Here is a 24,478-nt window from a genome sequence, read left to right on the forward strand (position 1 = left end):
CGTTCACCTCGCAGCAGACGCGGGCACACCACGACTGCGAGCCCGGGCCGGATCCCGCGCGACCGAACTGTAATGGGTAGCAGCGCTTTTAGCCCGACGTCTCGCCGGGTTCCGCGCCGGTGCCCTGTTCTGCGAGCCGATGCTGCACCGCTCGCGAGATGTCGCCGAGGGCCACGACCTGTTCTGGGGACAGCACGTCGAACAGGTATCGACGGACAGCTTCGACGTGCCTAGGGGCGGCGGCACGCACCGCCGAAGCACCCGCATCGGTCAGCACGACGAAGGCGCCTCGGCGGTCCTCGCAGCAGTTGGACCGCTCGATGAGACCGCGTTGCTGCATCCGGGTCAGCTGGTGGGACAGCCGGCTCTTCTCCCACTGCAGCCCCCGCGCCAGTTCGAGGATGCGCATCCGTCCGTCAGGGTGTTCGCTGAGCGGGACCAGCACTGCGAAGTCGGCCATCGACAACCCGCCCTCGTCCTGCATGTCGCGGCCGAGTTGCGCATCGAGCTGGGTCTTCATGGTCAGAAAGGCCCGCCAGGCCGCTTGCTCGTCGTCGGTGAGCCAGCGCGTCGGCACGCCGACGGCCATGTCGTCGCCCGCGCGTGTCGTCCCGGTCATGACTTCATCATACGCACGTTGTTGACACGTCATCTTCCGGTGCCTACAGTCTAGTTGATGCCTCAACCAAGAGGCGTCCTCGTCCTTCCCGCTCAGGAGCACTCAGATGACAGCCACCACCACCGACTTCACGACCCTTACCGGCACCTACACCCTCGACCCCGTGCACTCGCGTCTCGGCTTCGTCGCCCGGCACGCGATGGTCACCAAGGTCCGCGGTGCCTTCAACGACTTCGAGGGCACCATCACCGTCGACGGGGAGGATCTGGCCGCCTCCCGTGTCCAGGTAACCGCCCAGGTCGCCAGTATCGATACCCGCAACGAGCAGCGCGACGGTCACCTGCGTACCAACGACTTCCTGGACGCCGAGAACCACCCGGAGATCACCTTCGTCTCAAGTTCCGTCAGCCATGAGGGCGGCAACGACTTCGCGGTCGCCGGCGACCTCACCATCAAGGGCGTCACCAAGTCCGTCACCTTGCCGCTGGAGTTCCAGGGCTCGGCCAAGGACCCGTACGGCAACCTGCGCATCGGCTTCGAGGGCAGTACGACCATCGAGCGCTCCGACTACGGCGTCAGCTTCAACGCCGCGCTCGAGACCGGTGGCGTCCTGGTCAGCGAGAAGATCACGCTGGAATTCGAGATCTCGGCGATCAAGTCCTCCTGAGGCTCGCTAGGCTGGCCGCGTGCAACGTGCCCCGCGGCCGGCCCGATGAGCCCGACCGTCGTCGAGTCCGCTGACGAGGCGGTTGCCGGCGTCGCCGACGGGATGACTGTGCTCATCGGCGGCTTCGGCGCCGCAGGGCAACCGGTCGAGCTGATCGATGCGCTGCTGCGATCTGGCGTGCATGACCTCGTCGTGGTCAACAACAACGCCGGCAACGGCGACGTCGGGCTGGCCGCGCTGCTCGCTGCCGGACAGGTCCGCAAGATAGTCTGCTCGTACCCGCGGCAGTCCGACTCCTGGGTCTTCGACGGGCTCTACCGAGCCGGCAAGATCGAGCTCGAACTCGTTCCCCAGGGCAACCTGGCCGAGCGCATGCGGGCCGCGGGCGCCGGGATAGGTGCCTTCTTCGGTCCCACCGGCGTCGGCACCCCGCTCGCCGAGGGCAAGGAGACCCGCACGATCGACGGGCGGGGCTACGTGCTCGAATACCCCATCCGCGGCGACGTCGCGTTGATCAAGGCGCACCGCGCGGACGAGGCCGGCAACCTCGTCTACCGCAAGACGGCCCGCAACTTCGGCCCGGTGATGGCCACCGCAGCGGCGTCGACCGTCGTACAGGTGGGCGAGCTCGTCCCGGCTGGCGCCCTCGATCCCGAGGCTGTTGTCACGCCAGGGATCTTCGTCGACACCGTGGTGGTCATCTGATGAGCGACGCTTGCGGAGCGCACAATGTGATCATCGCGGCGAAGCCGCATATCGGCGCGAGGCCGGGCCCGAGCGCAGCGAGCGGTCGGGGCGAGGGTCGATGAAAGTCGTCGAGCACGCAGATCGTGGGCCGCTGGACAAGCGCGAGCTGGCCGAACTCGTGGCCGCCGACATCCCGGCGGGGTCCTACGTGAACCTCGGTATCGGCCAGCCCACCACCGTCGCCGACTTCCTGCCTATCGGCGGGGGTGTCACCCTGCACACCGAGAACGGCATGTTGGGTATGGGCCGGGCCGCAACCGGCGACGAGATCGATCCCGACCTGATCAACGCCGGCAAGATCCCGGTCGTCGAGACGCCCGGCACCGCTTACTTCCACCACGCCGATTCTTTCGCCATGATGCGCGGCGGCCACCTCGACGTGTGCGTTCTCGGGGCCTTCCAGGTGTCCGAGCGGGGCGATCTCGCGAACTGGCACACCGGCGAACCCGACGCGATCCCCGCCGTCGGCGGCGCCATGGACCTCGCCATCGGCGCCAAGGACGTCTACGTGATGATGTCGCTGTTCACCCGCGGCGGAGAGTCCAAGCTGGTGCCCGCCTGCACCTACCCGCTCACCGGCGTCGGCTGCGTCAGCCGCGTCTTCACCGACTACGCGGTGTTCAACATCGCCCCCGATGGCGTGCAGCTCGTCGCGACGTACGGCATCAGCGCCGACAGCCTGCGTTCGCGGGTGCCGGTGGAATTCAGCGTCGACTGACGCTCGGCGGATCCTGCCTGGCGGTGGCGGTGGGATTCGAACCCACGGTGGTTTTACCCACACACGCTTTCGAGGCGTGCTCCTTTGGCCGCTCGGACACGCCACCGCAGAAGAGGTTACAGGTCAGCGGCGGGCGGCGAAGAACGCCTCCAGCAGGGCTGCGCACTCGTCTGCACGGACGCCGCCGAGCACTTCCGGACGGTGATTGAGCCGGCGGTCGCGCACGACATCCCATAGTGACCCGACCGCACCCCCCTTCGGGTCCCAGGCGCCGAACACCAGCCGGGCCACTCGCGCGAGGACGAGTGCGCCCGCACACATGGTGCACGGCTCGAGGGTGACCACCAGCGTGCAACCGGTCAGCTGCCAGTCGCCGAGCGCTGCACCGGCCCGGCGCAACGCCACCACCTCGGCGTGGGCGGTCGGGTCGGCGGATGCCTCACGCGCGTTCGCCGCCGCGGCAAGCACGGTGCCGTCGGGTCCGACGACCAGCGCGCCCACCGGGATCTCGCCCGCCTCGCCGGTAGCGGCCGCGAGCTCCAGCGCGGCCCCCATCAACGTGAGGTCGTCCGTCATCCCCGCAGGTCTTCGAAGACCGCGCCGCAGCCGGCCTTCTCGCAGACGGCCAGGACGAGGTCGACGGGCAGCGTGCCCTGGTGCTCGCACATCTCGATCAGGTCCGCAGCCGAGGTTCCGAGGTCCTCGACGAGGTCGGCATCGCCGAAGGGAGCGCTGTCGTGGACCGCGGCGGCCGTCTCGGCGAGGTCTGGATCGGCGGCGACGACGGGGTTGTCAGCCAGCGCGTCACCGCCGATCTCGGCAAGCTCCTCGGCGACGATCGCGGCCATCGGGTAGCGGTCCGCAGCGTGCCCGTCGGACAGGAAGGCCCGGGGATCGTCCTCGGTGTCGTCCAGGCGTAGTAGCGCCGCGTACTCGTCGTCCTGCTCGATCACCAGCAGGCGCACCTCGCCGGGCAGGTCACGCAGGACATCACCGAGGTCGGCGATCGACTCGCACTCCGACAGGTCGGCCTCCTCGCCGGTCCACCGGTCGCCGCGGCGGGTCAGTGCTGCTGCGAAGTACGACACCGGATCACCGGACCCAGGCCGCATCCGTGGCCCGCACGTACGCCTCCGTCAGCTCGAGGCGCTCGATGATGGCGTCCAGCATCTCCTCCGGCAACGCCTCGAGGTCGTCGAGGATCTCTTCCATCTCGTCCTCGCCGAGGTTGAGATCCTCGAACAGCTCGAGGTCGCCGACCGGCCACACCTCGTCGAGCTCATCGTCGTTGGGCGGGTCCTCGCCCAACCGGGTGATGGCCTGCTCGGCCAGCGGGAACTCGACGGCGGCGGTGAGGTCGGACAGCAGCAGCGCGATGCGCCGGCCCTCCTGGCGGGCGATGACGAAGAACTCCTCCTCGACGCACGCGATGACGAACGGGCCGCCCTCGGGCGGCTGCGAGCGCAGCGCGGCGAGCAGGACGCCGAGGTCCTCGAGCACCGTCGGCGGCAACGGCTCGAGACGCCACTGCGCAGCGTCGGTCGCGGCATCGCTGGCAACAGATTTGAATACCGCCACGGCGAATCCACGAGCAGCCACAGCTGACCTCCCTCGCCGTCCGGGTGCACCCGCGCGTGCCCAGCGCGCAGATCACGATCCTGACACGTCCGGACGGCAGCAGGAAGGCGTTACGTCAGGCCACTACGGTCGTCGATGTGCACTCCCAGCTTCGCGATCCCCGATGAGCACGGGCTTTGCGCGCGTCGCCGTGCTGGGGCTCGGCCTGATCGGCGGCTCGATCCTGCAGACCGTCCGGCACGCGGGCATCGCGGGCGTCGGCTACGACGTCGACGTTGCCGCCCTCGAGGCGGCGAGCAGCGACGGGTTCGCGGTGGCGCCCTCGACCGCCGCGGCCGCCCGCGGTGCCGACCTGATCGTCCTGGCCATGCCGCTGCCCGCCGTCCGCGACGCCGCAGCCGCCCTGCGCGGGCACTTGTCACCCGGCGCGATCGTCACCGACGTCGGCACCCTCAAGCAACCGGTCGTCGACGCAGTCCGCGCCGAGCTCCCTGGCGTCTCGTTCGTCGGCGGGCACCCACTAGCCGGTGTCGAGGACACCGGGTGGCCGGCCGCGCGGCCAGCGATGTTCCGCGATGCGTCGTGGTCGCTCGTGCTGGAAGCCGACACCGACCTCGACGACTGGCTGCGGCTCGCGTCCTTCGTCTGCGACATCGGTGCGCGCCCGGTGCCCACCACGGCCGCCGACCAGGACGCCGCGGTCGCCCGGGTCATCGGCCTGCCACACGTGCTGGCCGAGGCATTGGCCCTGACCGGGCTTGCCGGCGGCCCGCTCGGGCTGACGCTGGCGGCCGGTTCGTACATGTCCGGCTCGCGGGTGGCACGGACCCGTCCCGAACTGGTGACCACGTGGTGCGACGGGAATCCTGCGCTGCCCACCGCACTCGACGACGCCATCAGTTACCTCGTCGAGGCCCGCGATGCGCTGCGCTCGGGCGGTTCCGTGCTTTCGCTCGCCGACGCCGGCCACGCGGCGCGCATCAACTGGGAGCACCGCCAGGTCGAGCCCGTCGAGCTGCGGGCCGATGCTGCTGCGCTGGTCGCGCACGGGCGCTGCGGGGGGTGGATCACTGCCGTGCTGCAAGAGCCCGATGGCGTCCGACTGTTGGGCATGCGCCCCGTCTGAGCTGCAGCGTGGCGGCTCGTCCCGACCGGTTGTCCACAGGGCGCGAACTCGGCCCCCTGCGGGTCGTCGGCCGGCGGTAGCTTCGCCCCATGACGATGATCAGAGTGGCCCCCGCATCGGCCCTGCGGTTGTTCCTGCTGGCCCTCGGGCTGCTCGTACTCGTGGTCGCTCAGGCCACCCCGGCCGCTGCGACGCTCGACCCACCGCAGCAGTCGGGCAATTGCGCGTCCACCAACACGTCGTACGTCGGGATCTCGATCGGGGTGGGTCTGGGCAAGGATCGGACGGGCGCAATCACCAAGCACAACGAGGCGCTGGGCCTCGCCTGCCTGGTCCGCAGCGCGCACCACGTGCGGATCATGCTGCAGTGGGACACGGTCGGCCGGTTGTTCCAGGGCACCTTCGGCGGGTACATCCGCGACTGCACGACGAAGAAGTGGTACCTCGTCACCTACCTGGCCTACGACAACGGCACCTCGCATCGCCGCGGCGCAAAGACAAGTACGCGATCGTTCACGTCGCGACACAAGATCCAACCCGTCGTGCAGGGTGACGGCGCCTACTCGCGCGCGCCCTTCCCCATCGGGAGCGCTGCCTCGGGCCACTTCGCCTCGTTGAAGGGTTTCCGCGCGATAGGCGCGTGCGTCTGACCGCGCCGCGCCTCGCGCCGACGTCCGCGCGGGCCGGCAGCCGGAACCGGGTTGGGCGCGGTTCGCGCCGTCCCCTATGCTGGGAGGGTCCACCAGCGGGGCTAGCATGATGCGGTTCGCCGCCCTCATCGTCTAGAGGCCCAGGACGCCGCCCTTTCAAGGCGGTAGCACGGGTTCGAATCCCGTTGGGGGCACGTACGACGTCCGTAGCAGCGTTGAGTGAAGTAGCACCGTCAATACCGCCAGATCGGCCCGCACGTCGGGTCGCCGAGGCCCCGTAGCGCAGCTGGTTAGCGTGCCGCCCTGTCACGGCGGAGGTCGCGGGTTCAAGTCCCGTCGGGGTCGCCATGCACGAACAGCTCCAGCAGCCAAAGCACCCTCGCCTGCTGCTCGTCGCCCACGGCACCCGTTCCACCGTCGGGCTGCAGACCACCCGCGAGCTTCGCGATGCCGTCGGCGCCGCCCGCCCCGGCACCCTCGTCGAGCTCTGTTACCTCGATGTCGTGGACCCGCGCCTTGCCGACGTGCTGGCCACCGACGATCGACCGGCGGTGATCGTGCCCGCCCTGCTGTCCACCGGCTTCCACGTGCAGCACGACATCCCCGAGGCCATCGGCGACCGCCCATCGACGCTGCTCGCCCGGCACCTCGGCCCGCATCCGCTGCTCGTCGAGGCGATGTTCGACCGGCTGCCGGCGGGCGCCGCCAGCGCCGTGAACGCCGCCAGCGCCGCCGTGGCCCTTGTCGGTGCCGGCTCCACCCGACCCGAGGCGCGCACCGAGCTCGACGAGGTGGCGCGCCTGATCGGCGAGCGCACCGGCGCGACCGTCCCGGTGTTCACCATGGCCGACGACCTGCCTGCCGAGCTGTCCGCGCTCGCCCGGCCGCTGCAGGTGCTCACCTACCTGCTGGCCGAGGGTCAGTTCGTCACCACGCTGCGCGACGCGGCCGACGAGCTGACCGAGGTCGGCGATCCGATCGGCGTGCATCCCGCGGTGGTCGAACTCGTGTGGTCACGCTACGACGAGGCGCTCGCGCAGAACCGCGTCGACGCGGTCGGCTAGACTCGCTCGCGTTCGGCCCGGGCCCGGCCCGCGGCTGTACGGCCAGGTAGCTCAGTTGGTACGAGCGACCGCCTGAAAAGCGGTAGGTCGGCGGTTCGACCCCGCCCCTGGCCACCCGGTACCCACCCGCCATGGCGCCGCCGCCGATCCTGGGTCACGCGTGCCGATCCGACGACGGCTCGTCCACCGTCAGCTCGCGCGCGGCCGCGTAACGCTCGCGCACGTGCGGTGTGGCCGGGTGTTCGTACTCGCCACGTACCGGCACCGGCCAATCGGGTGCGACGTCGGCGCCCGACAGCACCCAGGCCGCCTGGCGGGCCGCGCCCCGAGCCACCGACTCGGCTACGGCCGGGACGACCACGGCAAGCCCCAGCACCGCGGACGCGATGGTGCATGCCGCGACCGATCGCGCTCCCCCGCCCACCAGCACGATCCGCCGGGCATCGAGGCCCTGCACCCGCAGGGCGTCGACACCGTCGGCGAGACCGCACAGCACGCCCTCGAATGCTGCCCGGGCGATGTTGGCCGGCGTGCTGTTGCCCAGTCGCAGCCCGTGCAGGGCCCCGGTCGAGTGCGGCTTGTCCGGCGTCCGCTCTCCCTCCCAGTACGGGACGAGGACGACACCCTGCGCCCCGGGGTCCGCGCGCAGCGCCAGGGCGGACAGGGTGGGCAGGTCGACTCCCAACATCGTCGCCACTGCGTCGAGGACGCGGGTGGCGTTGAGCGTGCACACCAGCGGCAGGAACTGCCCGGTGGCGTCGGCGAAACCGGCGACGGCCCCTGACGGGTCCGCCGTAGGCGCGGTTCCGACCCCGCAGGCCACCCCGGACGTGCCCAACGAGACCAGCACGTCCCCCGGTCCGAGGCCGGTGCCGAGCGCCGCCGCCGCGTTGTCGCCCGCGCCGGGGCCGAGGACGACAGCCGACGCGGCGAGCTCGCCCGCCTGCTCGGCCGGCGCCAGCACGCGTGGCAGGTCCGGACGCGCCCCGCAGGCGAGCCGCAGCAGGTCGTCGCGGTACTCGCCCGTCGCGGGTGACCAGTACCCGGTGCCGCTCGCGTCGCTGCGGTCGGTGACGAGTTCGCGCCGCCCACCCAGCTGCCACGTGAGCCAGTCGTGCGGCAGGCAGACCGCCGCCGTGCGATCGAGCGCCACCGGGTCGTGCTCGGCCAGCCAGCGCAGCTTCGTGACGGTGAACGATGCCACGAGCACGGACCCGACCGCTGCCGCCCAGCCGCCGGCGCCGCCCGGCAGCTCCTCGGTCAGTGCCCGCGCGGCCGGGGCGGAGCGCAGATCGTTCCAGAGCAGGGCGTCCCGAACGACGGAGCCGTCCTCGGCGAGGCACACCATGCCGTGCTGCTGGGCACCGACTGCGACCGCGGCGACATCGGCGAACCCCCCGGCGGCTGCGATCGCTTGCTGCAGCGCTGTCCACCACGCCTGCGGATCCACCTCCGTACCGGCCGGGTGGGCCACCGCGGCGGAACGCACCAGGGCTCCGGTGTCCGCGTCGACGACGTGCACCTTGCACGATTGTGTGGACGAATCCACGCCCGCGACGAGCGCCAACGGCTACGGCACCACCTGGGTCTTGAGCCCGGTACCGGACTTGAACGCCTCGATCGCGTCGGCGTACTGCTCGAGCGGCACCCGGTTGGTGATGAACAACGTCGGATCGAGCACTCCGGTGGCGAACAGGTCCGCAGCCCTCTCGTAGCTGTGCAGCACCGCCATGGAACCGGTGATCGTGATCTCCTTGTTGTAGATCCGGTACGGCTTGATAACCGCCTCCGCGGCGTAGTCGGCGACGCCGAACTGCAGGAACGTGCCGCCCGGCGCCACCCGGTCCAGGCCGTCCTGGATCGCCTTGGCGTTGCCCGTGGCGTCGACCACGAGGTCCCAGCCGAAGGGTGGCTCGATGCCCTCAGCCGTGGTCTCGGCGTGCGTGACCCCGAGCCCACGAGCCACGTCGAGGCGCTCCTTGTTGAGGTCGACGACGTCGATGCTGGTGGCACCGACGCGCTGCGCGAGACGCAGCATCATCAGTCCCATCGTGCCGGCGCCGTAGATGAGCACGTGCGCGCCCAGCTGACTGCTGAGCACGTCGTAGCCGCGTACGGCACACGACAGCGGCTCGATCAACGTCGCGTCGCGGGTGTCGATGTGCTCGGGCAGCGTCACGCAATTGGCGGCCGGTACCGCGACGTACTGCGCTGCGCCGCCGGCCGCCGTCACGCCGATCGCGCCCCATCGCAGGCACAGGTTGTTGCGTCCGCGCCGGCAGTTGTGGCACTCGTGGCAGTACAGCGACGGGTCGACGGCCACCCGGTCACCCTCGTTGACGCCTACCGCTCCGGTGCCGAGCGCCACGACCGTGCCGGCGAACTCGTGCCCCGGAATGACGGGCAGACTCGGCGCGAACTCGCCCTGCAGGATGTGTAGGTCTGTCCCGCACAACCCGCAGGCGGCGACCTCGACCACGACCTCGCCCGCGGCGGGAGTCGGATCGTCGACGGTCTCGACCGCGACCTCGCCGACCGACTTCACGACTGCGGCTCTCATGACTGCACCCCGCGCGGCTCGCCGGTCATTTCACAGCACCCAACGACAGTCCCTGGACGAGCTTGTCCTGCGCTGCGAAGCCCGCCACCAGGACCGGGATCGAGATCATCACCGCGCCCGCGGACAACTGCGCCAGGTAGGCGTGCTCGGTCTGGATGAGCGTGCTCACGTACACCGGCGCCGTCTGGGCATTGACGCTCGTCAGCACCTTCGCGAACAGCTGCTCGTTCCAGCTGAAGATGAAGCAGATCAGCGACGTCGCCGCGATGCCCGGCATGGCGATCGGTGCGACGATCTTGCGCAGGATCATGAGCGTGCTCGCACCGTCCATCGAGGCCGCCTCGATGATCGCCGGTGGCACCTCGGCGAGGAACGAGCGCATCATCCACACCGCGATCGGGAGGTTCATCGAGGTGTACAGCACGATCAGCACAAGGATGTTGTCCGGCAGGTTCACGACCTTGGTCGTGAACAGGTAGATCGGCAGGATCCCGGCCACCGGCGGGAGCATCTTGGTGGACAGGAAGAAGAACATCACGTCCGTCCACTTGCGCACCGGACGGATCGCGAGTGCGTACGCCGCGGGGATCGCCAGGACCAGCACGAGCACCGTCGAGACGACGCTTGCCTGCAACGAGTTCAACAGCGCGGGCCTGATGTTGTTGGTCTCGCCGAACAGGTCGCTGTAGTTCTGACCGGTGAGCGGCGCGGTCCAGCTCGGCGGGTAGGTCTGCGCCTTGGGCGGCGTGTGCAGCGAGGTCAGGATCATGTAGAGGATCGGGACGATGAAGACCAAGCCGATCACCCAGGCGGAGACGGCGATGACGGCCTTGCCGTAGCGGCGTGCCGACGGCGACTTCGCCGACGGGACGTCGTCGAGGACCTGCGGGTCCATGGTGGCCGAGGTCATCGGACCTCCTCGTCGGTGAGCAGGGAGGACACGACGCGCAGCCCGACGGTCGCGACGATGATCGAGCCGATGACGACCACGACGCCCAGGGCCGAGGCCGCGCCGTAGTCCTTGGCCGAGTAGAAGACCTCGTAGATCTCGAACGGGATGTTGGTCGAGTTCTGGCCGCCGGTCATCCCGACGATGGCGTCGAAGTTCTGGACGATGAAGATCGTGCCGAGGACGACGCTGAGCTCGAGGTAGCGACGCAGGTGCGGCAGGGTGATGTTGCGAAACATCTGCCAGGCGTTGGCACCGTCGATGCTGGCCGCTTCCATGACGTCGCCGTCGCGGGACTGCAGGCCGGCCAGCAGGATCAGCATCATGAACGGCGTCCACTGCCAGATCAGTTCGATCTCGATGGCCATCTTCGGGTGTTCGGTCAGGAATGAGATGTTCTGTGCGTCGTGCACGCCCAGCTCGCCGAGCAGGCCGTCGACGAGCCCGAAGCCCGTCTGCAGCACCCCGTTGCCCCAGAACACCGCCGCCGCGATCGGGACGACCAGGAACGGGGCGATCATCATCGTGCGGACCACGCCGCGGCCGATGAAGGAGTGATCGAGCAGCAACGCGATGCCGAGACCGAGGGCGGCGCTGACGGCCACCACCGTCACCGTCATCTGGATCGAGGTGTAGACGGCCTCACGGTAGGCGGCGGTCTGGAACACCGACTTGAAGTTGTCGAGACCGGCGAACGAACGGCCCGGGGCGTCGGGCTGGGCGCTCCAGTTCATGAAGGAGATGATCAGCGTGGCCACGAAGGGAAGCTGCGTCACGATGATCAGGAAGACCAGGGCGGGCAGCAGCGGTGCCCTGCGCACCCAGGACTGCTTGTCCCACTTGTGAACCTTCGGCGGGCTGACCTTCGCGGCCGGCCGCGGCGCGGGCGCCGCCTGCTTGTCGAGGGCTATCGAACTCATCCTGGCCTCCGCCTCCTGGTGGGGTCGTCGGTCACGGCGGTGGCCGTGAGCAGCGGCCGTGACCGGCAGATGAGTGCCGGCCACGGCCGCGTGCGTCATTTCTGCTTGTTGCCGGCCGCCTGCGCGAGCGCCTGACAGCTGTTCAGCGCCGAATCCGTGGTCTCCGAGCCGGCGATCGCACTGCTCACCGCCTTGGCGCAGTTCGTACCGAAGTCCGTGAACGACGGGATGCCGACGAACTGGATGCCGCTGTACGGACGCTTCTGCACCCCCGGCATGGCCGCCGGTGCGTTCTTGATCGAGTTCAAGGTCGGCGTGGCGAACGCCGAAGCGACCTTGAGGTAGGTCGGGTCGGAGTAGGTGGAGGCCCGCTTACCGGCCGGGATGTTGGTCGGTCCGCCCGTGCTGGGGTTCTTCGTGTCGGCGGCCACGAGCTGCTCGTAGGCCTTGCTCGAAGCCCAGCTGACGAACTTCTTCGCGTTCTCCTGGTGCTTCGAGGCCTTCTCGATGGCCCACGCCCAGGTGTAGAGCCACCCGGACTGCGCGGTCTGGTCGTGCGGCGCGGAGACGTAGCCGATCTTGCCCTTCACCGGGGAGTCGGAAGCCTCGAGGGAGCCGGCCGCCGCGGTGGAGTCGTACCACATCGCGACCTTGCCCTGCTGCAGCGCGTTGAGGCACTGCGGGAAGCTGAAGGTCGCCGCGCCGGGCTCGCCGTGCTGGCGCACGAGGTCGACGTAGAAGTTCGCCGCCTTCTTGAATCCGCCGGTGTTCACCTGCGCCTTCCAGTCCTGGTCGAACCAGGTGCCGCCGAAGGTGTTCACGACCGTGGTCAGCGGAGCCAGGTTGTCGCCCCAGCCGGCCAGGCCGCGCAGGCAGATGCCTTTCATGCCCGCCTGCGAGCCATCGGCCTTCGCCGCCCATTCGGCGACCTGCTGCCAGGTGGGGTCGGTGGGCACCGTGATGCCGAGGTTCTGCATCACGTCCTTGCGATACATCAGGAATGACGACTCGCCGTAGAACGGTTCGCCGTAGACGGTGCCGTTGTAGGACAGCGCAGAGGTCATCGACGGCAGGATGTCGGCCTGGTCGAACTTCGGGTCCTTCGCGATGCTCGCCATGCTCGAGATCCAGCCCGCCTTGGCGTAGTACGGGATCTCGAAGTTCGACAGCGTGGCCACGTCGTACTGCCCAGTCTGGTTGGCGAACTCCGTACTCGCCGTGTCGCGCATGTCCTGCTCGACCTTGACCACGAAGTTCACTTTGATGCCGGTCTGCTTCGTGAAGTTGGCCGCGGTGAGCTTCTGCAGCTCGAGCATCGGCGGGTTGTTCACCATCAGGACGTTGATGCTCTTCTTGCCCGAGCTGTTGCCGCCGGCGCTGCAGGCGCCCAGTCCCGCCGAAGCCAGGACGAGCGTCAGGGCCACGATGCCGGTTCGCCGTCTCATTCGCATGCGTCGTACTCCTGTCAGTGGGTGCAGGTCATTGCACGCCGTCGCTGGTCACTTGACCTCTCACATGAGCACCGATGTGCTCGAATGACAGCCGAAGCTTCTTACGTGACTCTCGTCACTATCAACGCTTGGTGCCGAACTGATACCGGCGGCGCTCAAACGAGCAGAATGGCTTCAACTGGAGGACGTCGTGACCCCCACTCCGACCGAGCACGTGCTGCTCGCGCGAGTCGCGCGCAACTACTACCTCGACGACCGCTCGAAGAGCGACATCGCCCTCGAGCTCGGCATCAGCCGGTTCCGGGTCGCCCGCCTGCTCGACACGGCCCGCCGGGAAGGAGTGGTCACCATCCACGTCGCATCGCCGACGGGATACGACACCGAGCTGTCCGTGCGCCTGCAGGAGATGTTCGGCCTGTCGCACGCAGTGGTCGTCACCGCCGAGGACGACGGTCCGGACACCCTGCGACAGCTGCTCGGCCGGGTCACCGGCGAGGTCCTGCACGGCCTCATCACGCGCGAGGACGTGTTGGGACTCGCCTGGGCGCGCTCGCTGCGCGGGGTGGCCCGCGAGGGCATGGCCATTGCGCCGTGCCCGGTCGTCCAGCTCACCGGGGCGCTGTCCGGGCCCGACGGCAGCGACGTCCTCGAGCTGGTGCGCAGCGTGGCGAAGGCCAGCGGCGGCAGCCCGCACGTCTTCTACGCGCCGCTGGTGGCCCCTGACGCGGCGTCGGCACGCAGCCTGCGCAAGCAGCCGGAGGTCAGGCATGCTGCGGAGTTGGCCGACAAGGTGACTGTCGCCGTCGTGGGGATCGGCGCCTGGGAACCCGAGTTGTCGACCATCTATGACATGGTCGAGCCGGCCGCCCAGCAACGCACCACCGAGCTGGGGGCGATCGGCGAGATCTCCGGCGCGATCATCGACAGCGCCGGCAAACCGCTGGCTACGCCGCTCAGTCGCCGCATCATCGGGGTCACCGGCGATCAGTTGCGGCGCATCGATACCGTCATCTCCGTCGCCTACGGGCGGCGCAAGGCGCCCGCCGTCCTCGCCGCGCTGCGCGGCGGCCTCGTCAACGGGCTCATCACGCATACTGACCTGGCTCGGGCCCTGCTCGACACCGCCACCGAGGCCGGGCTCGGTCCAGCCCCCATCAGGAGCAGTCGTGAGCGCTGAGCGGGGGCGGATCGTCGGTACGGGCATCGACGGGCCGCTGCCCGGCGGCACCGCCAACCGGGGCCGCGTCGTGCGCGTCGGCGACACCGTCCACCGGCCACGCGGCGTACACACCCGCGCGGTCCACGCCCTGCTCGACCATCTCGTGCGCCGCGGTTTCACCAAGGCGCCACGGGTCGTCACCGCCGACGACCGCAGCGAGGTGCTCACCTACCTCGAAGGCACTGCCGCCACCGAGCCGCTCGCGGACTGGGCACTGCGCGACGACGCGGTGTTCGGGGTGGGCCAGCTGCTGCACGAGCTGCACGAGCACTGCGCCGGCTTCGACAGCACCGGACTGGTCTGGCAGCGCCCCGTGCCGGTGCGCTGGCGCGGTCCGCTCATCACGCACAACGACGTCAATCCGGCCAACGTCATCTTTCGGGCCGGCGCCCCGGCGGCGCTAATCGACTTCGACCTCGCCGCACCGGCGAGCGCAGGTTGGGATCTCGCCGTGACCGCTTGCTTCTGGGCCCCGCTGCGCAGCGCCGGCGACATCGCCGACAGCCGGCAGGGCAACGTCCGTCGTCGATTCCGGGCGCTGCTCGACGGCTACGAGGCGCCGGCCGGCCTGCGCTACGACGCCGCCGAGGCCACCGTCGAGGCCAACGCCTGGATCGCTGCCATCATCGAGGACGCGAGCCGCCGCGGGCACCCCGCCTTCGGCCGGCTGTGGGCCGCCCAGTCGCAGATGTACGCCCGCGCCGACGCCTGGCTACGCCGAAACCAGCTGCACCTGGCCGACGCCGTGCGCTGACGGCTACCCGATGCGGTCGCCGGTGCTGGCGTCGAAGACGTGCTCCTGGCCCGGCTCGGCGGACACCGTGAGAGTCTCGCCGATGCGTGGCGCGGTGCGGCCCGCGACCCGAACCACGATGGGACGGTCCGTGGCCGGGTTGTCACCCGCCAGGCTGCCGTAAACGTAACTGTCCGAACCGAGCTCCTCGACCAGGCTGACCTGCAGCGCGAGACCACGGTCGGACAGCGAGAGGGCCTCGGGGCGGATGCCGAGCTGGATCTGCTCGACGCCGATCCGATGAGCGCGCTCCAGCATCTCGCGCGGCAACGCGATGACGGTGTCGCCGAGCTTGGCGCCGTCCGGCACCAGCTGCGCGTGCCGCAGGTTCATCGCCGGCGAGCCGATGAAACCGGCCACGAACGCGTTCTTTGGCCGGTCGTAGAGATTGCGCGGGGTGTCCACCTGTTGCAGGACGCCATCCTTCAGCAGCGCGACGCGGTGGCCCATGGTCATGGCCTCGACCTGGTCATGGGTGACGTAGACGGTCGTCGTCTTCAGCCTTGCCTGTAGCGCCGCGATGTTGGCGCGCGTCTCGACCCGCAGCTTCGCGTCGAGGTTGGACAGCGGCTCGTCCATCAGGAACACGCTGGGCTCGCGGACGATCGCCCGGCCCATCGCCACGCGCTGGCGCTGGCCGCCGGACAGTGCCTTGGGCTTGCGCTCGAGATAGGCCTCCAGGTCGAGCAGCCGGGCGGCGTCGCGGACCTTGGTCATGCGTTCCTCTTTGGGGACGCCCTTGAGCTTGAGCGCGAAGCCCATGTTCTCGGCGACGCTCATGTGCGGGTACAGCGCATAGTTCTGAAAGACCATGGCGATGTCGCGGTCCTTGGGCGCCTTGCGCGACACATCGGCTCCGTCGATGTGGATCTCGCCGGCATTGACCTCCTCGAGGCCGGCGAGCATCCGCAAGGCCGTGGACTTTCCGGACCCCGACGGGCCGACGAGCACCATGAACTCGCCGTCTTCGATGTCGAGGTCGAGTTCGTTGACCGCGGGTACCGGGTTACCCGGGTAGAGGCGAGAGGCCTTGGCGAACGAAACTGTGGCCATGCCACGCTCCCCGACCGGTGTGCTCGGTTGCGCCGAGTACGGGCGCCTGGTCGGCGCCCCACGGTTTTCCGTCGGGAGCGTGTAGTCCGCCCCACCGGTGTCATGGCGGTGCGCCACCGACGGCATAGCAACCTTGTGCGACGCATCACACACCACACTGCACAGACGAGTCAAGGGCTGCTCATATGAGCAGCCCGTGTCAGCTGTCCGTCAGCCGGAATGCGCGGCGTACACGGCGTCGAAGGCCGCCGCGAGCTTGGGCCGCTTGGCCAGGACGGGCTTGAGCTTGTCGTACTCGACGCGCAGCCCCGCGACCCGGCTGGCCGAGGTCACGGTGGCCTTGCGCTGGCCACCCTTGAGCAGCGCCATCTCACCGACGAGATCGCCGACCCCGATGGTGGCGATCTCCTCGCGCTGGTGGAACACGCGGGCCTCGCCCTCGGTGAGGACGTAGACCGCGTCGGCCGGGATGCCCTCCTGCACGAGGGGCCAGCCGGCCGGCAGGCTGAACGCGCCGCCGGCCTCGACGAGGGCCTCGATGTCGGCCTTGTCGCAGTCCGCGAACGTCGCGTACCCGCGCAGCGTGGAGATCAGTTCGCGCTTGTCGTTGGCCATGCCGCGAGCCTAGAGCGGCGCACGCTACGACGCATCACGACTGCGGTCGGTCCGCGTCGTGTCGCCCGTCGCCGGCGGACGTGGATTGCGCCCCGTCGACGTTTGGTCCGCAGGACAAGCGCTCGTCGCTGCCCGTCGGGGTCTGCCCGTCGGCCACCCCGTTCGCAGCCGGGGCCGGAGCCGCTGCACCCGCAGCGGAGCGGGCCGCCTGGTTGCCCGAGACGGAGCGCAGCGGGACCTCCTTCATCAGGGCCGAGACGACGATGGCCAGCACCAGCACGATCGCCGCGACCAGGAACACGGTGTCCATCGCGTTGCTGAATCCGACCAGGATCGGGTGCTTCACCTGGTCCGGGAGCTTGTCGATGCCGCTGGTGTCGTTCAGATCGAACGACTTGCCCGCGGGTAGCGAGGCGCCGGACTTCTTCAGCTCTGCCGGCACGTTCGTGGCTGCGCGGGAGAACAGGATCGACAGGAAGACCGCGGTACCGAGCGAGCCGCCGACCTGGCGGAAGAACGTCACCGACGAGGTCGCGACGCCCATGTCGCGCGGATCGGCCGAGCTCTGCATGGCCAGGACGATGCTCTGCATGTTCATGCCCAAGCCGAGGCCGAAGATGGCCATGAAGATATCGGTCTGCCATAGGGCTGTGTCGGCAGCCGTCTGCGTCAGTAGCGCCATCCCGATGACCATCAACACCGAGCCGGTGACGGGGAAGATCTTGTACCGGCCGGTGCGGGACGTTACCTGGCCGGCGGCCAGGGAGGCGACCATCAGCCCGCCGATGAGCGGCAGCAGCAGCAGGCCGGACTTGGTGGGGGACGCACCCTTGACGATCTGCAGGTACAGCGGGATGGAGGCGATGCCGCCGAACATCCCCATACCGATGATCGTGGCCTGAAGCGAACCGAGCGCAAAGACCTTGTTGCGGAACAGCCGCATCGGCAGCAGGGCCGCGTCGCCCATGCGCAATTCGACGAAGACGAAGGCGACCAGCCCGGCGGCGCCGAGCACGTAGCAGGTGAAGGCGCCGACCGACATCCAACCCCAGGTACGACCCTGCTCGGCGATGATCAACAGCGGCACCAGGCCGGCGGCCAGCGCAGCGGCGCCGCCCCAGTCGATGCGGCTCGGGCGGCGGGTGTGGTCGAGCTTGAGCACGGCCTGCACTACGAACAGGGCGATGGCGCCGATCGGCACGTTGATGTAGAAAATCCAGCGCCAGCCCGGCACGCCGAAGATGTGGGCCTGGCCGGCCAGGAAGCCGCCGATGACCGGTCCCAACACTGAGGAGGTCGCGAACACGGCCATGAAATAGCCCTGATAGCGGGCGCGCTCACGCGGCGGGATGATGTCGCCGATGATGGCCAGGGCCAGCGGCATGATGCCGCCGGCGCCGATGCCCTGGAAGGCGCGGAACGCGGCCAGCATGTACATCGATTGGGCCAGGCCACACAGCGCCGAGCCCAGGACGAAGATCGTGATGGCGATCATGAACAGCGGTTTGCGTCCGTAGATGTCGGACAGCTTGCCGAACAGCGGTGTTGCGATCGTCGAGGTGATCAGGAACGCGGTGGTGACCCACGCCTGCACGGACAAACCGTTCAGGTCGTCGCCGATCGTGCGGATGGCCGTCGAGACGATGGTCTGGTCAAGCGCCGCAAGGAACATGCCGAGCATCAGGCCCGACAGGATCGTCTTGATCTGCTTGTGGCTCAGCCTGCCGTCCCCGGACGGCGCCTCGACGGCACTGGGTACGGACTCGGTCGTCGTCATCAGTTGCTTCCTTCTGAACGCACAGCGACTCGGCTGATCCGTTCGGTGATCCAGTGTTCGTTGGCGTTCTCATAGGTCTCGGTGAAGCGTCGCAGCAGCTCGGCGAACTGCGCGAGGTCCTCGTCCGTCCAGCCGACCAGCATGTCGGCGTAGTGGTCGAGACGCAGCCGGTCCTGGACGGCGAGCACCTCGCGGGCACGCTCGGTCAGGACCAACAGCGCGGCCCGGCCGTCCTCAGGGTCGGCCCGCCGCTCGAGCAACCCGTCCTTGACGAGCGCGGCGACCTGCCGGCTGACGGTGGACGGATCGGACTGAATGACCTCGGCGAGCGCGCCGGAGCGGATGGGCCCCTCGGCGCGAAGGGTCTTGAGGATGACGTGCGCCGACCATTCGACGTCATGGGCCGCCGCGGCCAGCAGCCGGCTGCGAGCTTTGCTGAACGTTTGCATCATCCGGATGAAGCTGTCGGCGATCTGCTCGACGTTCAGCCGCGCCTCGGTGCCGGAGCGCTCGGCAACATCAGTCATGGTGGTCTCGTTCTTCGACACGGCGGCCGGCGGCTGCGGCAGATAGTTAGTTGCTCGATACAAGCATCTACCCAACCTCAGCTATTCCGCAAGCCGAAATCGAAGCCGGCCCTTAGGCGTGTCTGGTTGCCGCCGCGCCCTGCAGCCCCAGGATCTCGACGGCGTGCGTGCGCATCTCGACCTTGCGCACCTTGCCGGTGACCGTCATCGGGAAGTCGTCGACGACGTGCACGTAGCGCGGGATCTTGTAGTGGGCGAGTCTTGCGCTGCAGAACTCGCGCAGCGTCTCGGCCGTCAGCTCGGCAGCCCCGGCACGCAGCCGTACCCAGGCCATCAGCTCCTCCCCGTAGCGCTCGTCGGGAACGCCGATCACCTGGGCGTCGACGATGTCCGGGTGGGTGTAGAGGAACTCCTCGATCTCGCGCGGGTACACGTTCTCGCCACCGCGGATGACCATGTCCTTGATGCGCCCCACGATGTTGAGGTAACCGTCGTCGTCCATGACTGCGAGGTCGCCGGTGTGCATCCAGCCGCGCCGCAGTACCTCGGCCGTCTTCTCGGGCTCGTCCCAGTACCCGCTCATCACCGAGTAGGCGCGGGTGCAGAGCTCGCCGGTCTCGCCGCGGGGCACGGGCAGATCGGTCTCGGGGTCGACCACCATTACCTCGACATGCGGGTGCACCCGGCCGACGGTGGCGGTGCGCCGGTCGAGGGAGTCGTCCTTGCGGGTCTGCGTCGACACCGGCGAGGTCTCGGTCATCCCGTAGGCGATCGTCACCTCGTCCATGTGCATCTCGCTGATCACCCGCTTCATGACCTCGATCGGGCACGGCGAGCCGGCCATGCACCCGGTGCGCAAACTGCTCAGGTCGAAGTCGGCGAAATTGTCCAGTGCGAGCTCGGCGATGAACATGGTCGGGACGCCGTACAGGGAGGTGCATTTCTCGTCCTGGACGGCGCGCAGCGTGGCCACCGGGTCGAACCCGGGGGCCGGGATGACGATGCAGGCTCCGTGGCTGGTCGAGGCGAGGTTGCCCATGACCATGCCGAAGCAGTGGTAGAAGGGCACCGGCACGCAGATGCGGTCGGCCTCGGTGTAGCTCATGCCCTCGCCGACGAAGAAGCCGTTGTTGAGGATGTTGTGGTGCGACAGCGTCGCGCCCTTGGGAAAGCCCGTGGTGCCGGACGTGTACTGGATGTTGATCGGGTCGTCGAAGGCGAGCCGGGCCGAGGCCTCGGCGACCTGCTCGGCGGGGACGGCCTGCCCGTCCGCGAGCAGCGCGTCCCAGCTCGGATCGTCGAGGTAGACGACGTCGTGCAGCTCGGGCAACTCGGGGCGGACCTGCTCGATCATGTCGCGGTACTCGCTGGTCTTGAAGCTGACAGCCGAGACGAGCGTGCCGACGCGGGCCTGCTTGAGGACGAACGCTAGCTCGTGGGTCCGGTAGCTCGGGTTGATGTTGACCAGGATCGCGCCGATGCGCGCGGTGGCGTACTGGGTCAGGAACCACGGCGCGCAGTTCGGCGCCCAGATGCCGACCCGGTCGCCGCGTTGCACCCCCCGGGCCAGCAGCCCGCGCGCGAGCTCGTCGACCGCGGCGTCGAGCTGGGCGTAGGTGTAGCGGCGCCCGGCGGCGACGTCGACGAGCGACTCGCGGTCGGGGAAGCGGGCGACGGCGGCGCGCAGGTTGGCGTCGATCGTCTGGCCGAGGAGCGGGGTGTCCGATGTGCCGCTAGCGTACGAGCTCGCTGACGGAATGGCGGTTGAAGTCGGGGCGGGTGTGGTGCTCACCTGACTCAGCCTAAGTGTGCTGGGTCACAGCCGAAACGGCGCGGGGCGATCCGGCAGGGCAACCCCGCTTAAACACGAACACCGCACCGGGGACCGGTAGTCCGGTCCAGGTGCGGTATGGGTGTCGCGCAACGCGCGAGTCGCTCGATGGCGCGTGATCAGGCGTCGATCGGTGCGGTGTTGCCGTCCAGCAGTGAACGAACCTCGGACTCGCGGTAGCGGCGGTGGCCGCCAAGCGTGCGGATCGAGGTGAGCTTGCCGGCCTTGGCCCAACGCGTGACCGTCTTGGGGTCGACGCGAAACAGCGTCGCTACCTCGGACGGGGTGAGCAGAGCTTCGGTTTCGGGCCGATGACGGACCGTGGTCATGAGGTGCCACCCTTCTGGGGATTCATCACGCGGAGTCCTGTTCCGTGTGAACACCCCAAGTATGCATACGGTTAAACGCAGCGCCCATAGGTGCGCGTTCAACTGTCCACTCTGTGCCAGGCAGGAAGTTGCTGTCCGGATTCTCCGGCGGGCAAACCGGACGTTTAGCGCTACTTCCGGACACCGATCCACGCCTGCGTCCCTCCGCGCCGCGGCACTTCTACGCGCGGTACGCTGGCCGCACGAGATGACTAGTTCCCCGGTATGCCCGCTACCCTCTCGTCAAGCGGCCGACAACCGGATGAGCGCGCGAGCGAGGGGGTCGAGCCATGGGGCGAGGCCGGGCGAAGGCCAAGCAGCAAAAAGTGGCCCGAGAGCTGAAATACAACACGCATTTTACGGATCTCGACTCGCTGCAGCGGGAGCTCGGGACTTCTGACTCTGGCGGCCGCGCGCCGACGCAGGAGTCGGATCTCGAGGACGACGGCTACGAGGACTGGACCGGCACCGACCGCTGAGCGCGTTCGACCGGGCTGAGTTCCCGTGGCCGATCTCATCCCGATCGTTATTTTGTCGTCGAGGCAACCCGTCGTGTTTGTGCCACGGAGATCGAGAAGCCGGTGGCACGCTGACACCGGATCATTCGGACAGCCGTCACCGCCACTCGGCGGCCGCTCCGGCGTAGTCGGCATGCAGCACGACGGTCTCGCTCCCCTGTGCACCGTTCCTTCTGATGTCGCCGAGCGGCCAGGCGGGGACGCCACGCGCAGCCAGCAGGTCGAGGGCATCGCTCACCCGTGCACGCGGCAGGACGGCGACCATGCCCACCCCGAGGTTGAAGGCAAGCTCCAGGTCGGCGCGTGACAGCTCGCCGGCTGCCCGGACGAGATCGAACACCGGCTGCGGGCTCCAGGTCGCGCGGTCGATCACCGCGTGCAGCCCGTCGGGCACTACGCGGGCCAGGTTGCCCGCGAGACCGCCGCCGGTGATGTGCGCGAACGTCCGCGCCGCACTGTGGGCGGCGAGCGCCAGGCAGTCCAGGGCGTAGATGCGAGTGGGCTCGAGCAGCTCGTCGCCCAGGGTGCGACCGCCGAGGACATCGGGTGTCGCGTCGAGCGACAGGCCGGCCTGCGTGAAGAGCGCGTGCCGGACCAAGGAGTAACCGTTGGAGTGCAATCCCGACGAGCCGAGCGCGATCAGCACGTCGCCGGGCTGCACCCGCTCGGGCCCGAGCACGGCGTCGGCGTTGACGACGCCCACGCCCGTGCCGCAGATGTCGTAGTCGTCGGCGGCCATGACGCCCGGGTGCTCTGCGGTCTCCCCGCCGACGAGCGCGCAGCCGGCCTGGACGCACCCCTCGGCGATGCCGCCCACGATCGCAGCGATCTTCTCGGGCACCACCTTGCCGGTAGCGATGTAGTCGGTGAGCACGAGGGGCTCGGCGCCGACCACCACGAGGTCATCGACGACCATGGCCACCAGGTCGATGCCGATGGTGTCGTGCCGGTCGAGGGCCTGCGCAATCGCCAGCTTGGTGCCCACGCCGTCGGTGGAACTGGCGAGTACCGGCTGCGGGTACTTGGCCAGGTCGAGGCGGAACAGCCCGGCGAACCCGCCCAGCCCACCGAGGGACTCGGGACGGTCGGTGCGCTTGACCGCCGCTTTCATCAGCTCGACGGCCCGATCGCCCGCCTCGATGTCGACCCCGGCCGCGGCGTAACCCGTCCGTCTCGCTGAGCTCATGGGCGGGTCAGGGCGTCCTCAGCGGCGTACGCCGAGCTGTGTTCGGGCTCGCGACCGGCCAGCTGGACCGCCTTCTCGATGCCCTCGAGGACGTGCTTGCCGCCCATGGCGTCGGGCAGCTCGATGGGGTAGTGGCCGTCGAAGCAGGCGCTGCACAGGCGCGATTTGGGCTGCTCGGTGGCCGCCACGGTGTTCTCGAGCGAGACGTAGCCGAGCGAGTCGGCGCCGATCGAGCGGCGGATGCCCTCGTCGTCCAGGCCGCTGGCCACCAGCTCGGCGCGCGAGGCGAAATCGATGCCGTAGAAGCAGGGCCACTTCACCGGCGGCGCCGAGATGCGCACGTGCACCTCGACCGCGCCGGCCTCGCGCAGCATCCGGATCAGCGCGCGCTGGGTGTTGCCGCGCACGATCGTGTCGTCGACAACGATGAGCCGCTTGCCACGGATGACGTCGCGCAGCGGGTTGAGCTTCAACCGGATGCCCAGCTGGCGGATGGTTTGCGACGGCTGGATGAAGGTGCGTCCGACGTAGGAGTTCTTGACCAGGCCCACGCCGTACGGGATGCCGGACTCCTCGGCATAGCCGATCGCTGCCGGCGTGCCGGACTCGGGCACCGGGATGACGAGGTCGGCCTCGGCCGGGTGCTGGCGGGCGAGGCGACGGCCCATCTCGACACGCGCCGAGTGCACGCTGCGCCCGGCGATCGTGGTGTCGGGGCGGGCCAGATAGATGTACTCGAAGATGCAGCCCTTGGGATCGGCGTTGGCGAAATGCTGCGAGCGCAGGCCGTCGGCGTCGATGGCGACGAGCTCGCCGGGCTCGATCTCGCGCACGAAGCTGGCGCCGACGATGTCGAGGGCGGCGGTCTCGGAGGTGACGACCCAGCCCCGCTCGAGCCGACCGAGCACGAGCGGCCGAACGCCCTGCGGGTCACGGGCGGCGTAGAGCGTGTGCTCGTCCATGAAGCACAGCGAGAACGCGCCGCGCAGCTTGGGCAGGACGTCCATGGCTGCCTGCTCGACGCTGACGTCGGGCCGGGCGGCCAGTAGCGCGGTGAGCAGCTCGGAGTCGGTGGTGGCGCCCATCGCGCTGCGGATGCCGGCCTCGCGCGCCTCGGCTGCGAGCTCGGCGGTGTTCACCAGGTTGCCGTTGTGGCCGAGGGCCAGGCCGGTGCCGGCCGGCGTGGTGCGGAAGCTGGGCTGCGCGTTCTCCCACGTCGTCGACCCGGTGGTGGAGTAGCGGGTGTGGCCGACCGCGATGTGGCCCTGCAGGGTGGCGAGGGTGGCCTCGTCGAAGACCTGTGACACCAGGCCGAGGTCCTTGTAGACCACCAGCGAACTGCCGTCGCTGACGGCGATGCCGGCGGCTTCCTGACCGCGGTGCTGCAGGGCGTACAGCCCGAAGTAGGTCAGCTTGGCGACCTGCTCACCCGGCGCCCAGACCCCGAAGACGCCGCACGCGTCCTGGGGCCGCTTGTCGTCGGAGAAGAGGTCATGGGTCAGTTTTCCGTCGCCTCTGGCCACGACTCAACTGTACGGGAGG

The 24,478-nt window shown here is 69.1% G+C and carries 26 protein-coding genes and 4 tRNA genes; 12 read left to right on the forward strand and 18 right to left on the reverse strand.

Annotated elements, in window-relative coordinates; translation table 11 throughout:
- Positions 1-88: 88 nt before the first annotated feature.
- Positions 89-619, reverse strand: coding sequence for a MarR family winged helix-turn-helix transcriptional regulator (locus tag ACFFC4_RS03330; protein ID WP_375497769.1), 531 nt, complete (start codon positions 617-619; stop codon positions 89-91).
- Between the two features lie 106 nt (positions 620-725).
- Here ACFFC4_RS03330 and ACFFC4_RS03335 point away from each other — a divergent pair, with 106 nt between their 5' ends.
- The 3 genes from ACFFC4_RS03335 (at position 726) to ACFFC4_RS03345 (ending at position 2,751) form a co-directional block, all read left to right on the forward strand.
- Positions 726-1,286, forward strand: a complete 561-nt coding sequence (locus ACFFC4_RS03335; RefSeq protein WP_375497771.1) for a YceI family protein — start codon at positions 726-728, stop codon at positions 1,284-1,286.
- Between the two features lie 45 nt (positions 1,287-1,331).
- Complete coding sequence (locus tag ACFFC4_RS03340) at positions 1,332-1,991, forward strand: 3-oxoacid CoA-transferase subunit A (protein WP_375497773.1); 660 nt, start codon at positions 1,332-1,334, stop codon at positions 1,989-1,991.
- A gap of 100 nt (positions 1,992-2,091) precedes the next feature.
- A complete protein-coding gene (locus tag ACFFC4_RS03345) occupies positions 2,092-2,751 on the forward strand; it encodes a 3-oxoacid CoA-transferase subunit B (protein ID WP_375497775.1) in 660 nt (219 codons plus the stop codon).
- 18 nt (positions 2,752-2,769) lie between these two features.
- On the opposite strand, the gene ACFFC4_RS03350 is transcribed toward ACFFC4_RS03345, so the two are convergent.
- The 4 genes from ACFFC4_RS03350 to ACFFC4_RS03365 form a co-directional block, all read right to left on the reverse strand.
- A tRNA-Ser gene (locus ACFFC4_RS03350) sits at positions 2,770-2,857 on the reverse strand.
- A gap of 17 nt (positions 2,858-2,874) precedes the next feature.
- Positions 2,875-3,327, reverse strand: a complete 453-nt coding sequence (gene tadA, locus ACFFC4_RS03355) for a tRNA adenosine(34) deaminase TadA (RefSeq protein WP_375497777.1) — start codon at positions 3,325-3,327, stop codon at positions 2,875-2,877.
- Positions 3,324-3,839 (reverse strand): tRNA adenosine deaminase-associated protein, encoded by a 516-nt coding sequence (locus ACFFC4_RS03360; protein WP_375497779.1) that lies wholly within the window; start codon positions 3,837-3,839, stop codon positions 3,324-3,326. Before ACFFC4_RS03360 ends, tadA begins: the two co-directional genes overlap by 4 nt.
- A gap of 4 nt (positions 3,840-3,843) precedes the next feature.
- The gene (locus ACFFC4_RS03365; protein ID WP_375497781.1) at positions 3,844-4,350 is read right to left on the reverse strand and encodes a tRNA adenosine deaminase-associated protein; all 507 of its coding nucleotides are present in this window, start codon (positions 4,348-4,350) and stop codon (positions 3,844-3,846) included.
- Positions 4,351-4,492: 142 nt separating this feature from the next.
- Here ACFFC4_RS03365 and ACFFC4_RS03370 point away from each other — a divergent pair, with 142 nt between their 5' ends.
- The 6 genes from ACFFC4_RS03370 (at position 4,493) to ACFFC4_RS03395 (ending at position 7,283) form a co-directional block, all read left to right on the forward strand.
- A complete protein-coding gene (locus ACFFC4_RS03370) occupies positions 4,493-5,455 on the forward strand; it encodes a prephenate dehydrogenase (RefSeq protein ID WP_375497783.1) in 963 nt (320 codons plus the stop codon).
- 89 nt (positions 5,456-5,544) lie between these two features.
- On the forward strand, positions 5,545-6,105 hold the full coding sequence (locus ACFFC4_RS03375; RefSeq protein ID WP_375497785.1) for a hypothetical protein: 561 nt from the start codon (positions 5,545-5,547) through the stop codon (positions 6,103-6,105).
- A 121-nt stretch (positions 6,106-6,226) separates the two neighbouring features.
- Positions 6,227-6,299 (forward strand) — tRNA-Glu (locus ACFFC4_RS03380).
- 77 nt (positions 6,300-6,376) lie between these two features.
- Positions 6,377-6,453: transfer RNA gene (locus tag ACFFC4_RS03385), tRNA-Asp, on the forward strand.
- Complete coding sequence (locus ACFFC4_RS03390; protein WP_375497786.1) at positions 6,453-7,169, forward strand: sirohydrochlorin chelatase; 717 nt, start codon at positions 6,453-6,455, stop codon at positions 7,167-7,169. Before ACFFC4_RS03385 ends, ACFFC4_RS03390 begins: the two co-directional genes overlap by 1 nt.
- Before the next feature lie 40 nt (positions 7,170-7,209).
- Positions 7,210-7,283: transfer RNA gene (locus ACFFC4_RS03395), tRNA-Phe, on the forward strand.
- Positions 7,284-7,323: 40 nt separating this feature from the next.
- Here ACFFC4_RS03395 and xylB read toward each other — a convergent pair.
- The 5 genes from xylB to ACFFC4_RS03420 all read right to left on the reverse strand — a co-directional run bounded on the left by xylB (position 7,324) and on the right by ACFFC4_RS03420 (position 13,049).
- Complete coding sequence (xylB, locus tag ACFFC4_RS03400; protein ID WP_375497788.1) at positions 7,324-8,736, reverse strand: xylulokinase; 1,413 nt, start codon at positions 8,734-8,736, stop codon at positions 7,324-7,326.
- A 3-nt stretch (positions 8,737-8,739) separates the two neighbouring features.
- The gene (locus ACFFC4_RS03405) at positions 8,740-9,729 is read right to left on the reverse strand and encodes a zinc-dependent alcohol dehydrogenase family protein (protein ID WP_375497790.1); all 990 of its coding nucleotides are present in this window, start codon (positions 9,727-9,729) and stop codon (positions 8,740-8,742) included.
- 25 nt (positions 9,730-9,754) lie between these two features.
- Positions 9,755-10,639: a carbohydrate ABC transporter permease gene (locus ACFFC4_RS03410; RefSeq protein ID WP_375497792.1), complete on the reverse strand. Its 885-nt coding sequence runs from the start codon at positions 10,637-10,639 to the stop codon at positions 9,755-9,757.
- Positions 10,636-11,598, reverse strand: coding sequence for a carbohydrate ABC transporter permease (locus ACFFC4_RS03415; RefSeq protein ID WP_375497794.1), 963 nt, complete (start codon positions 11,596-11,598; stop codon positions 10,636-10,638). The genes ACFFC4_RS03410 and ACFFC4_RS03415 overlap by 4 nt, the downstream gene beginning before the upstream one ends.
- Positions 11,599-11,693: 95 nt before the next feature.
- Complete coding sequence (locus ACFFC4_RS03420) at positions 11,694-13,049, reverse strand: ABC transporter substrate-binding protein (protein ID WP_375497796.1); 1,356 nt, start codon at positions 13,047-13,049, stop codon at positions 11,694-11,696.
- Positions 13,050-13,239: 190 nt separating this feature from the next.
- Here ACFFC4_RS03420 and ACFFC4_RS03425 point away from each other — a divergent pair, with 190 nt between their 5' ends.
- Together ACFFC4_RS03425 and ACFFC4_RS03430 are read left to right on the forward strand one after the other, a co-directional pair.
- Positions 13,240-14,226, forward strand: a complete 987-nt coding sequence (locus ACFFC4_RS03425) for a sugar-binding transcriptional regulator (protein ID WP_375497798.1) — start codon at positions 13,240-13,242, stop codon at positions 14,224-14,226.
- Entirely contained in the window at positions 14,216-15,022 is an 807-nt protein-coding gene (locus tag ACFFC4_RS03430; RefSeq protein ID WP_375497800.1) for a phosphotransferase, read from the forward strand. The genes ACFFC4_RS03425 and ACFFC4_RS03430 overlap by 11 nt, the downstream gene beginning before the upstream one ends.
- Positions 15,023-15,025: 3 nt before the next feature.
- Here ACFFC4_RS03430 and ACFFC4_RS03435 read toward each other — a convergent pair whose 3' ends face one another.
- From ACFFC4_RS03435 to ACFFC4_RS03460, 6 genes are all read right to left on the reverse strand, one after another.
- Positions 15,026-16,114: an ABC transporter ATP-binding protein gene (locus ACFFC4_RS03435; RefSeq protein WP_375497802.1), complete on the reverse strand. Its 1,089-nt coding sequence runs from the start codon at positions 16,112-16,114 to the stop codon at positions 15,026-15,028.
- A gap of 210 nt (positions 16,115-16,324) precedes the next feature.
- Positions 16,325-16,729: a cyclic nucleotide-binding domain-containing protein gene (locus ACFFC4_RS03440; protein WP_375497804.1), complete on the reverse strand. Its 405-nt coding sequence runs from the start codon at positions 16,727-16,729 to the stop codon at positions 16,325-16,327.
- A gap of 34 nt (positions 16,730-16,763) precedes the next feature.
- The gene (locus tag ACFFC4_RS03445) at positions 16,764-18,506 is read right to left on the reverse strand and encodes an MDR family MFS transporter (RefSeq protein ID WP_375497806.1); all 1,743 of its coding nucleotides are present in this window, start codon (positions 18,504-18,506) and stop codon (positions 16,764-16,766) included.
- Entirely contained in the window at positions 18,506-19,033 is a 528-nt protein-coding gene (locus ACFFC4_RS03450; RefSeq protein WP_375497808.1) for a MarR family winged helix-turn-helix transcriptional regulator, read from the reverse strand. Before ACFFC4_RS03450 ends, ACFFC4_RS03445 begins: the two co-directional genes overlap by 1 nt.
- Before the next feature lie 112 nt (positions 19,034-19,145).
- Positions 19,146-20,825: an AMP-binding protein gene (locus tag ACFFC4_RS03455; protein ID WP_375497810.1), complete on the reverse strand. Its 1,680-nt coding sequence runs from the start codon at positions 20,823-20,825 to the stop codon at positions 19,146-19,148.
- A gap of 158 nt (positions 20,826-20,983) precedes the next feature.
- A complete protein-coding gene (locus tag ACFFC4_RS03460; RefSeq protein WP_375497812.1) occupies positions 20,984-21,193 on the reverse strand; it encodes a BldC family transcriptional regulator in 210 nt (69 codons plus the stop codon).
- 329 nt (positions 21,194-21,522) lie between these two features.
- On the opposite strand from ACFFC4_RS03460, the gene ACFFC4_RS03465 reads away from it, so the two are divergent.
- Entirely contained in the window at positions 21,523-21,711 is a 189-nt protein-coding gene (locus tag ACFFC4_RS03465) for a DUF3073 domain-containing protein (protein WP_375497814.1), read from the forward strand.
- 136 nt (positions 21,712-21,847) lie between these two features.
- On the opposite strand, the gene purM is transcribed toward ACFFC4_RS03465, so the two are convergent.
- Both purM and purF read right to left on the reverse strand, forming a co-directional pair.
- Entirely contained in the window at positions 21,848-22,936 is a 1,089-nt protein-coding gene (gene purM / locus ACFFC4_RS03470; RefSeq protein WP_375497816.1) for a phosphoribosylformylglycinamidine cyclo-ligase, read from the reverse strand.
- A complete protein-coding gene (gene purF / locus ACFFC4_RS03475) occupies positions 22,933-24,459 on the reverse strand; it encodes an amidophosphoribosyltransferase (RefSeq protein ID WP_375497818.1) in 1,527 nt (508 codons plus the stop codon). Before purF ends, purM begins: the two co-directional genes overlap by 4 nt.
- Between the last annotated feature and the right edge of the window lie 19 nt (positions 24,460-24,478).

Source organism: uncultured Jatrophihabitans sp., from assembly GCF_964244045.1.
In the GTDB taxonomy this organism is placed as follows: Bacteria; Actinomycetota; Actinomycetes; order Mycobacteriales; family Jatrophihabitantaceae; genus Jatrophihabitans.

Bases quoted from the DNA above. Each gene is read 5' to 3' on its own strand.
- ACFFC4_RS03420 (WP_375497796.1), bottom strand. From the start codon at position 13,049: ATGCGAATGAGACGGCGAACCGGCATCGTGGCCCTGACGCTCGTCCTG.
- ACFFC4_RS03390 (WP_375497786.1), top strand. From the start codon at position 6,453: ATGCACGAACAGCTCCAGCAGCCAAAGCACCCTCGCCTGCTGCTCGTC.
- ACFFC4_RS03465 (WP_375497814.1), top strand. From the start codon at position 21,523: ATGGGGCGAGGCCGGGCGAAGGCCAAGCAGCAAAAAGTGGCCCGAGAG.
- ACFFC4_RS03370 (WP_375497783.1), top strand. From the start codon at position 4,493: ATGAGCACGGGCTTTGCGCGCGTCGCCGTGCTGGGGCTCGGCCTGATC.
- ACFFC4_RS03410 (WP_375497792.1), bottom strand. From the start codon at position 10,639: ATGACCTCGGCCACCATGGACCCGCAGGTCCTCGACGACGTCCCGTCG.
- purM (WP_375497816.1), bottom strand. From the start codon at position 22,936: ATGAGCTCAGCGAGACGGACGGGTTACGCCGCGGCCGGGGTCGACATC.
- ACFFC4_RS03345 (WP_375497775.1), top strand. From the start codon at position 2,092: ATGAAAGTCGTCGAGCACGCAGATCGTGGGCCGCTGGACAAGCGCGAG.
- ACFFC4_RS03335 (WP_375497771.1), top strand. From the start codon at position 726: ATGACAGCCACCACCACCGACTTCACGACCCTTACCGGCACCTACACC.
- ACFFC4_RS03450 (WP_375497808.1), bottom strand. From the start codon at position 19,033: ATGACTGATGTTGCCGAGCGCTCCGGCACCGAGGCGCGGCTGAACGTC.
- ACFFC4_RS03375 (WP_375497785.1), top strand. From the start codon at position 5,545: ATGACGATGATCAGAGTGGCCCCCGCATCGGCCCTGCGGTTGTTCCTG.
- ACFFC4_RS03435 (WP_375497802.1), bottom strand. From the start codon at position 16,114: ATGGCCACAGTTTCGTTCGCCAAGGCCTCTCGCCTCTACCCGGGTAAC.
- ACFFC4_RS03460 (WP_375497812.1), bottom strand. From the start codon at position 21,193: ATGACCACGGTCCGTCATCGGCCCGAAACCGAAGCTCTGCTCACCCCG.
- ACFFC4_RS03340 (WP_375497773.1), top strand. From the start codon at position 1,332: ATGAGCCCGACCGTCGTCGAGTCCGCTGACGAGGCGGTTGCCGGCGTC.
- ACFFC4_RS03330 (WP_375497769.1), bottom strand. From the start codon at position 619: ATGACCGGGACGACACGCGCGGGCGACGACATGGCCGTCGGCGTGCCG.
- tadA (WP_375497777.1), bottom strand. From the start codon at position 3,327: ATGACGGACGACCTCACGTTGATGGGGGCCGCGCTGGAGCTCGCGGCC.
- ACFFC4_RS03405 (WP_375497790.1), bottom strand. From the start codon at position 9,729: ATGAGAGCCGCAGTCGTGAAGTCGGTCGGCGAGGTCGCGGTCGAGACC.
- ACFFC4_RS03440 (WP_375497804.1), bottom strand. From the start codon at position 16,729: ATGGCCAACGACAAGCGCGAACTGATCTCCACGCTGCGCGGGTACGCG.
- ACFFC4_RS03415 (WP_375497794.1), bottom strand. From the start codon at position 11,598: ATGAGTTCGATAGCCCTCGACAAGCAGGCGGCGCCCGCGCCGCGGCCG.
- ACFFC4_RS03445 (WP_375497806.1), bottom strand. From the start codon at position 18,506: ATGACGACGACCGAGTCCGTACCCAGTGCCGTCGAGGCGCCGTCCGGG.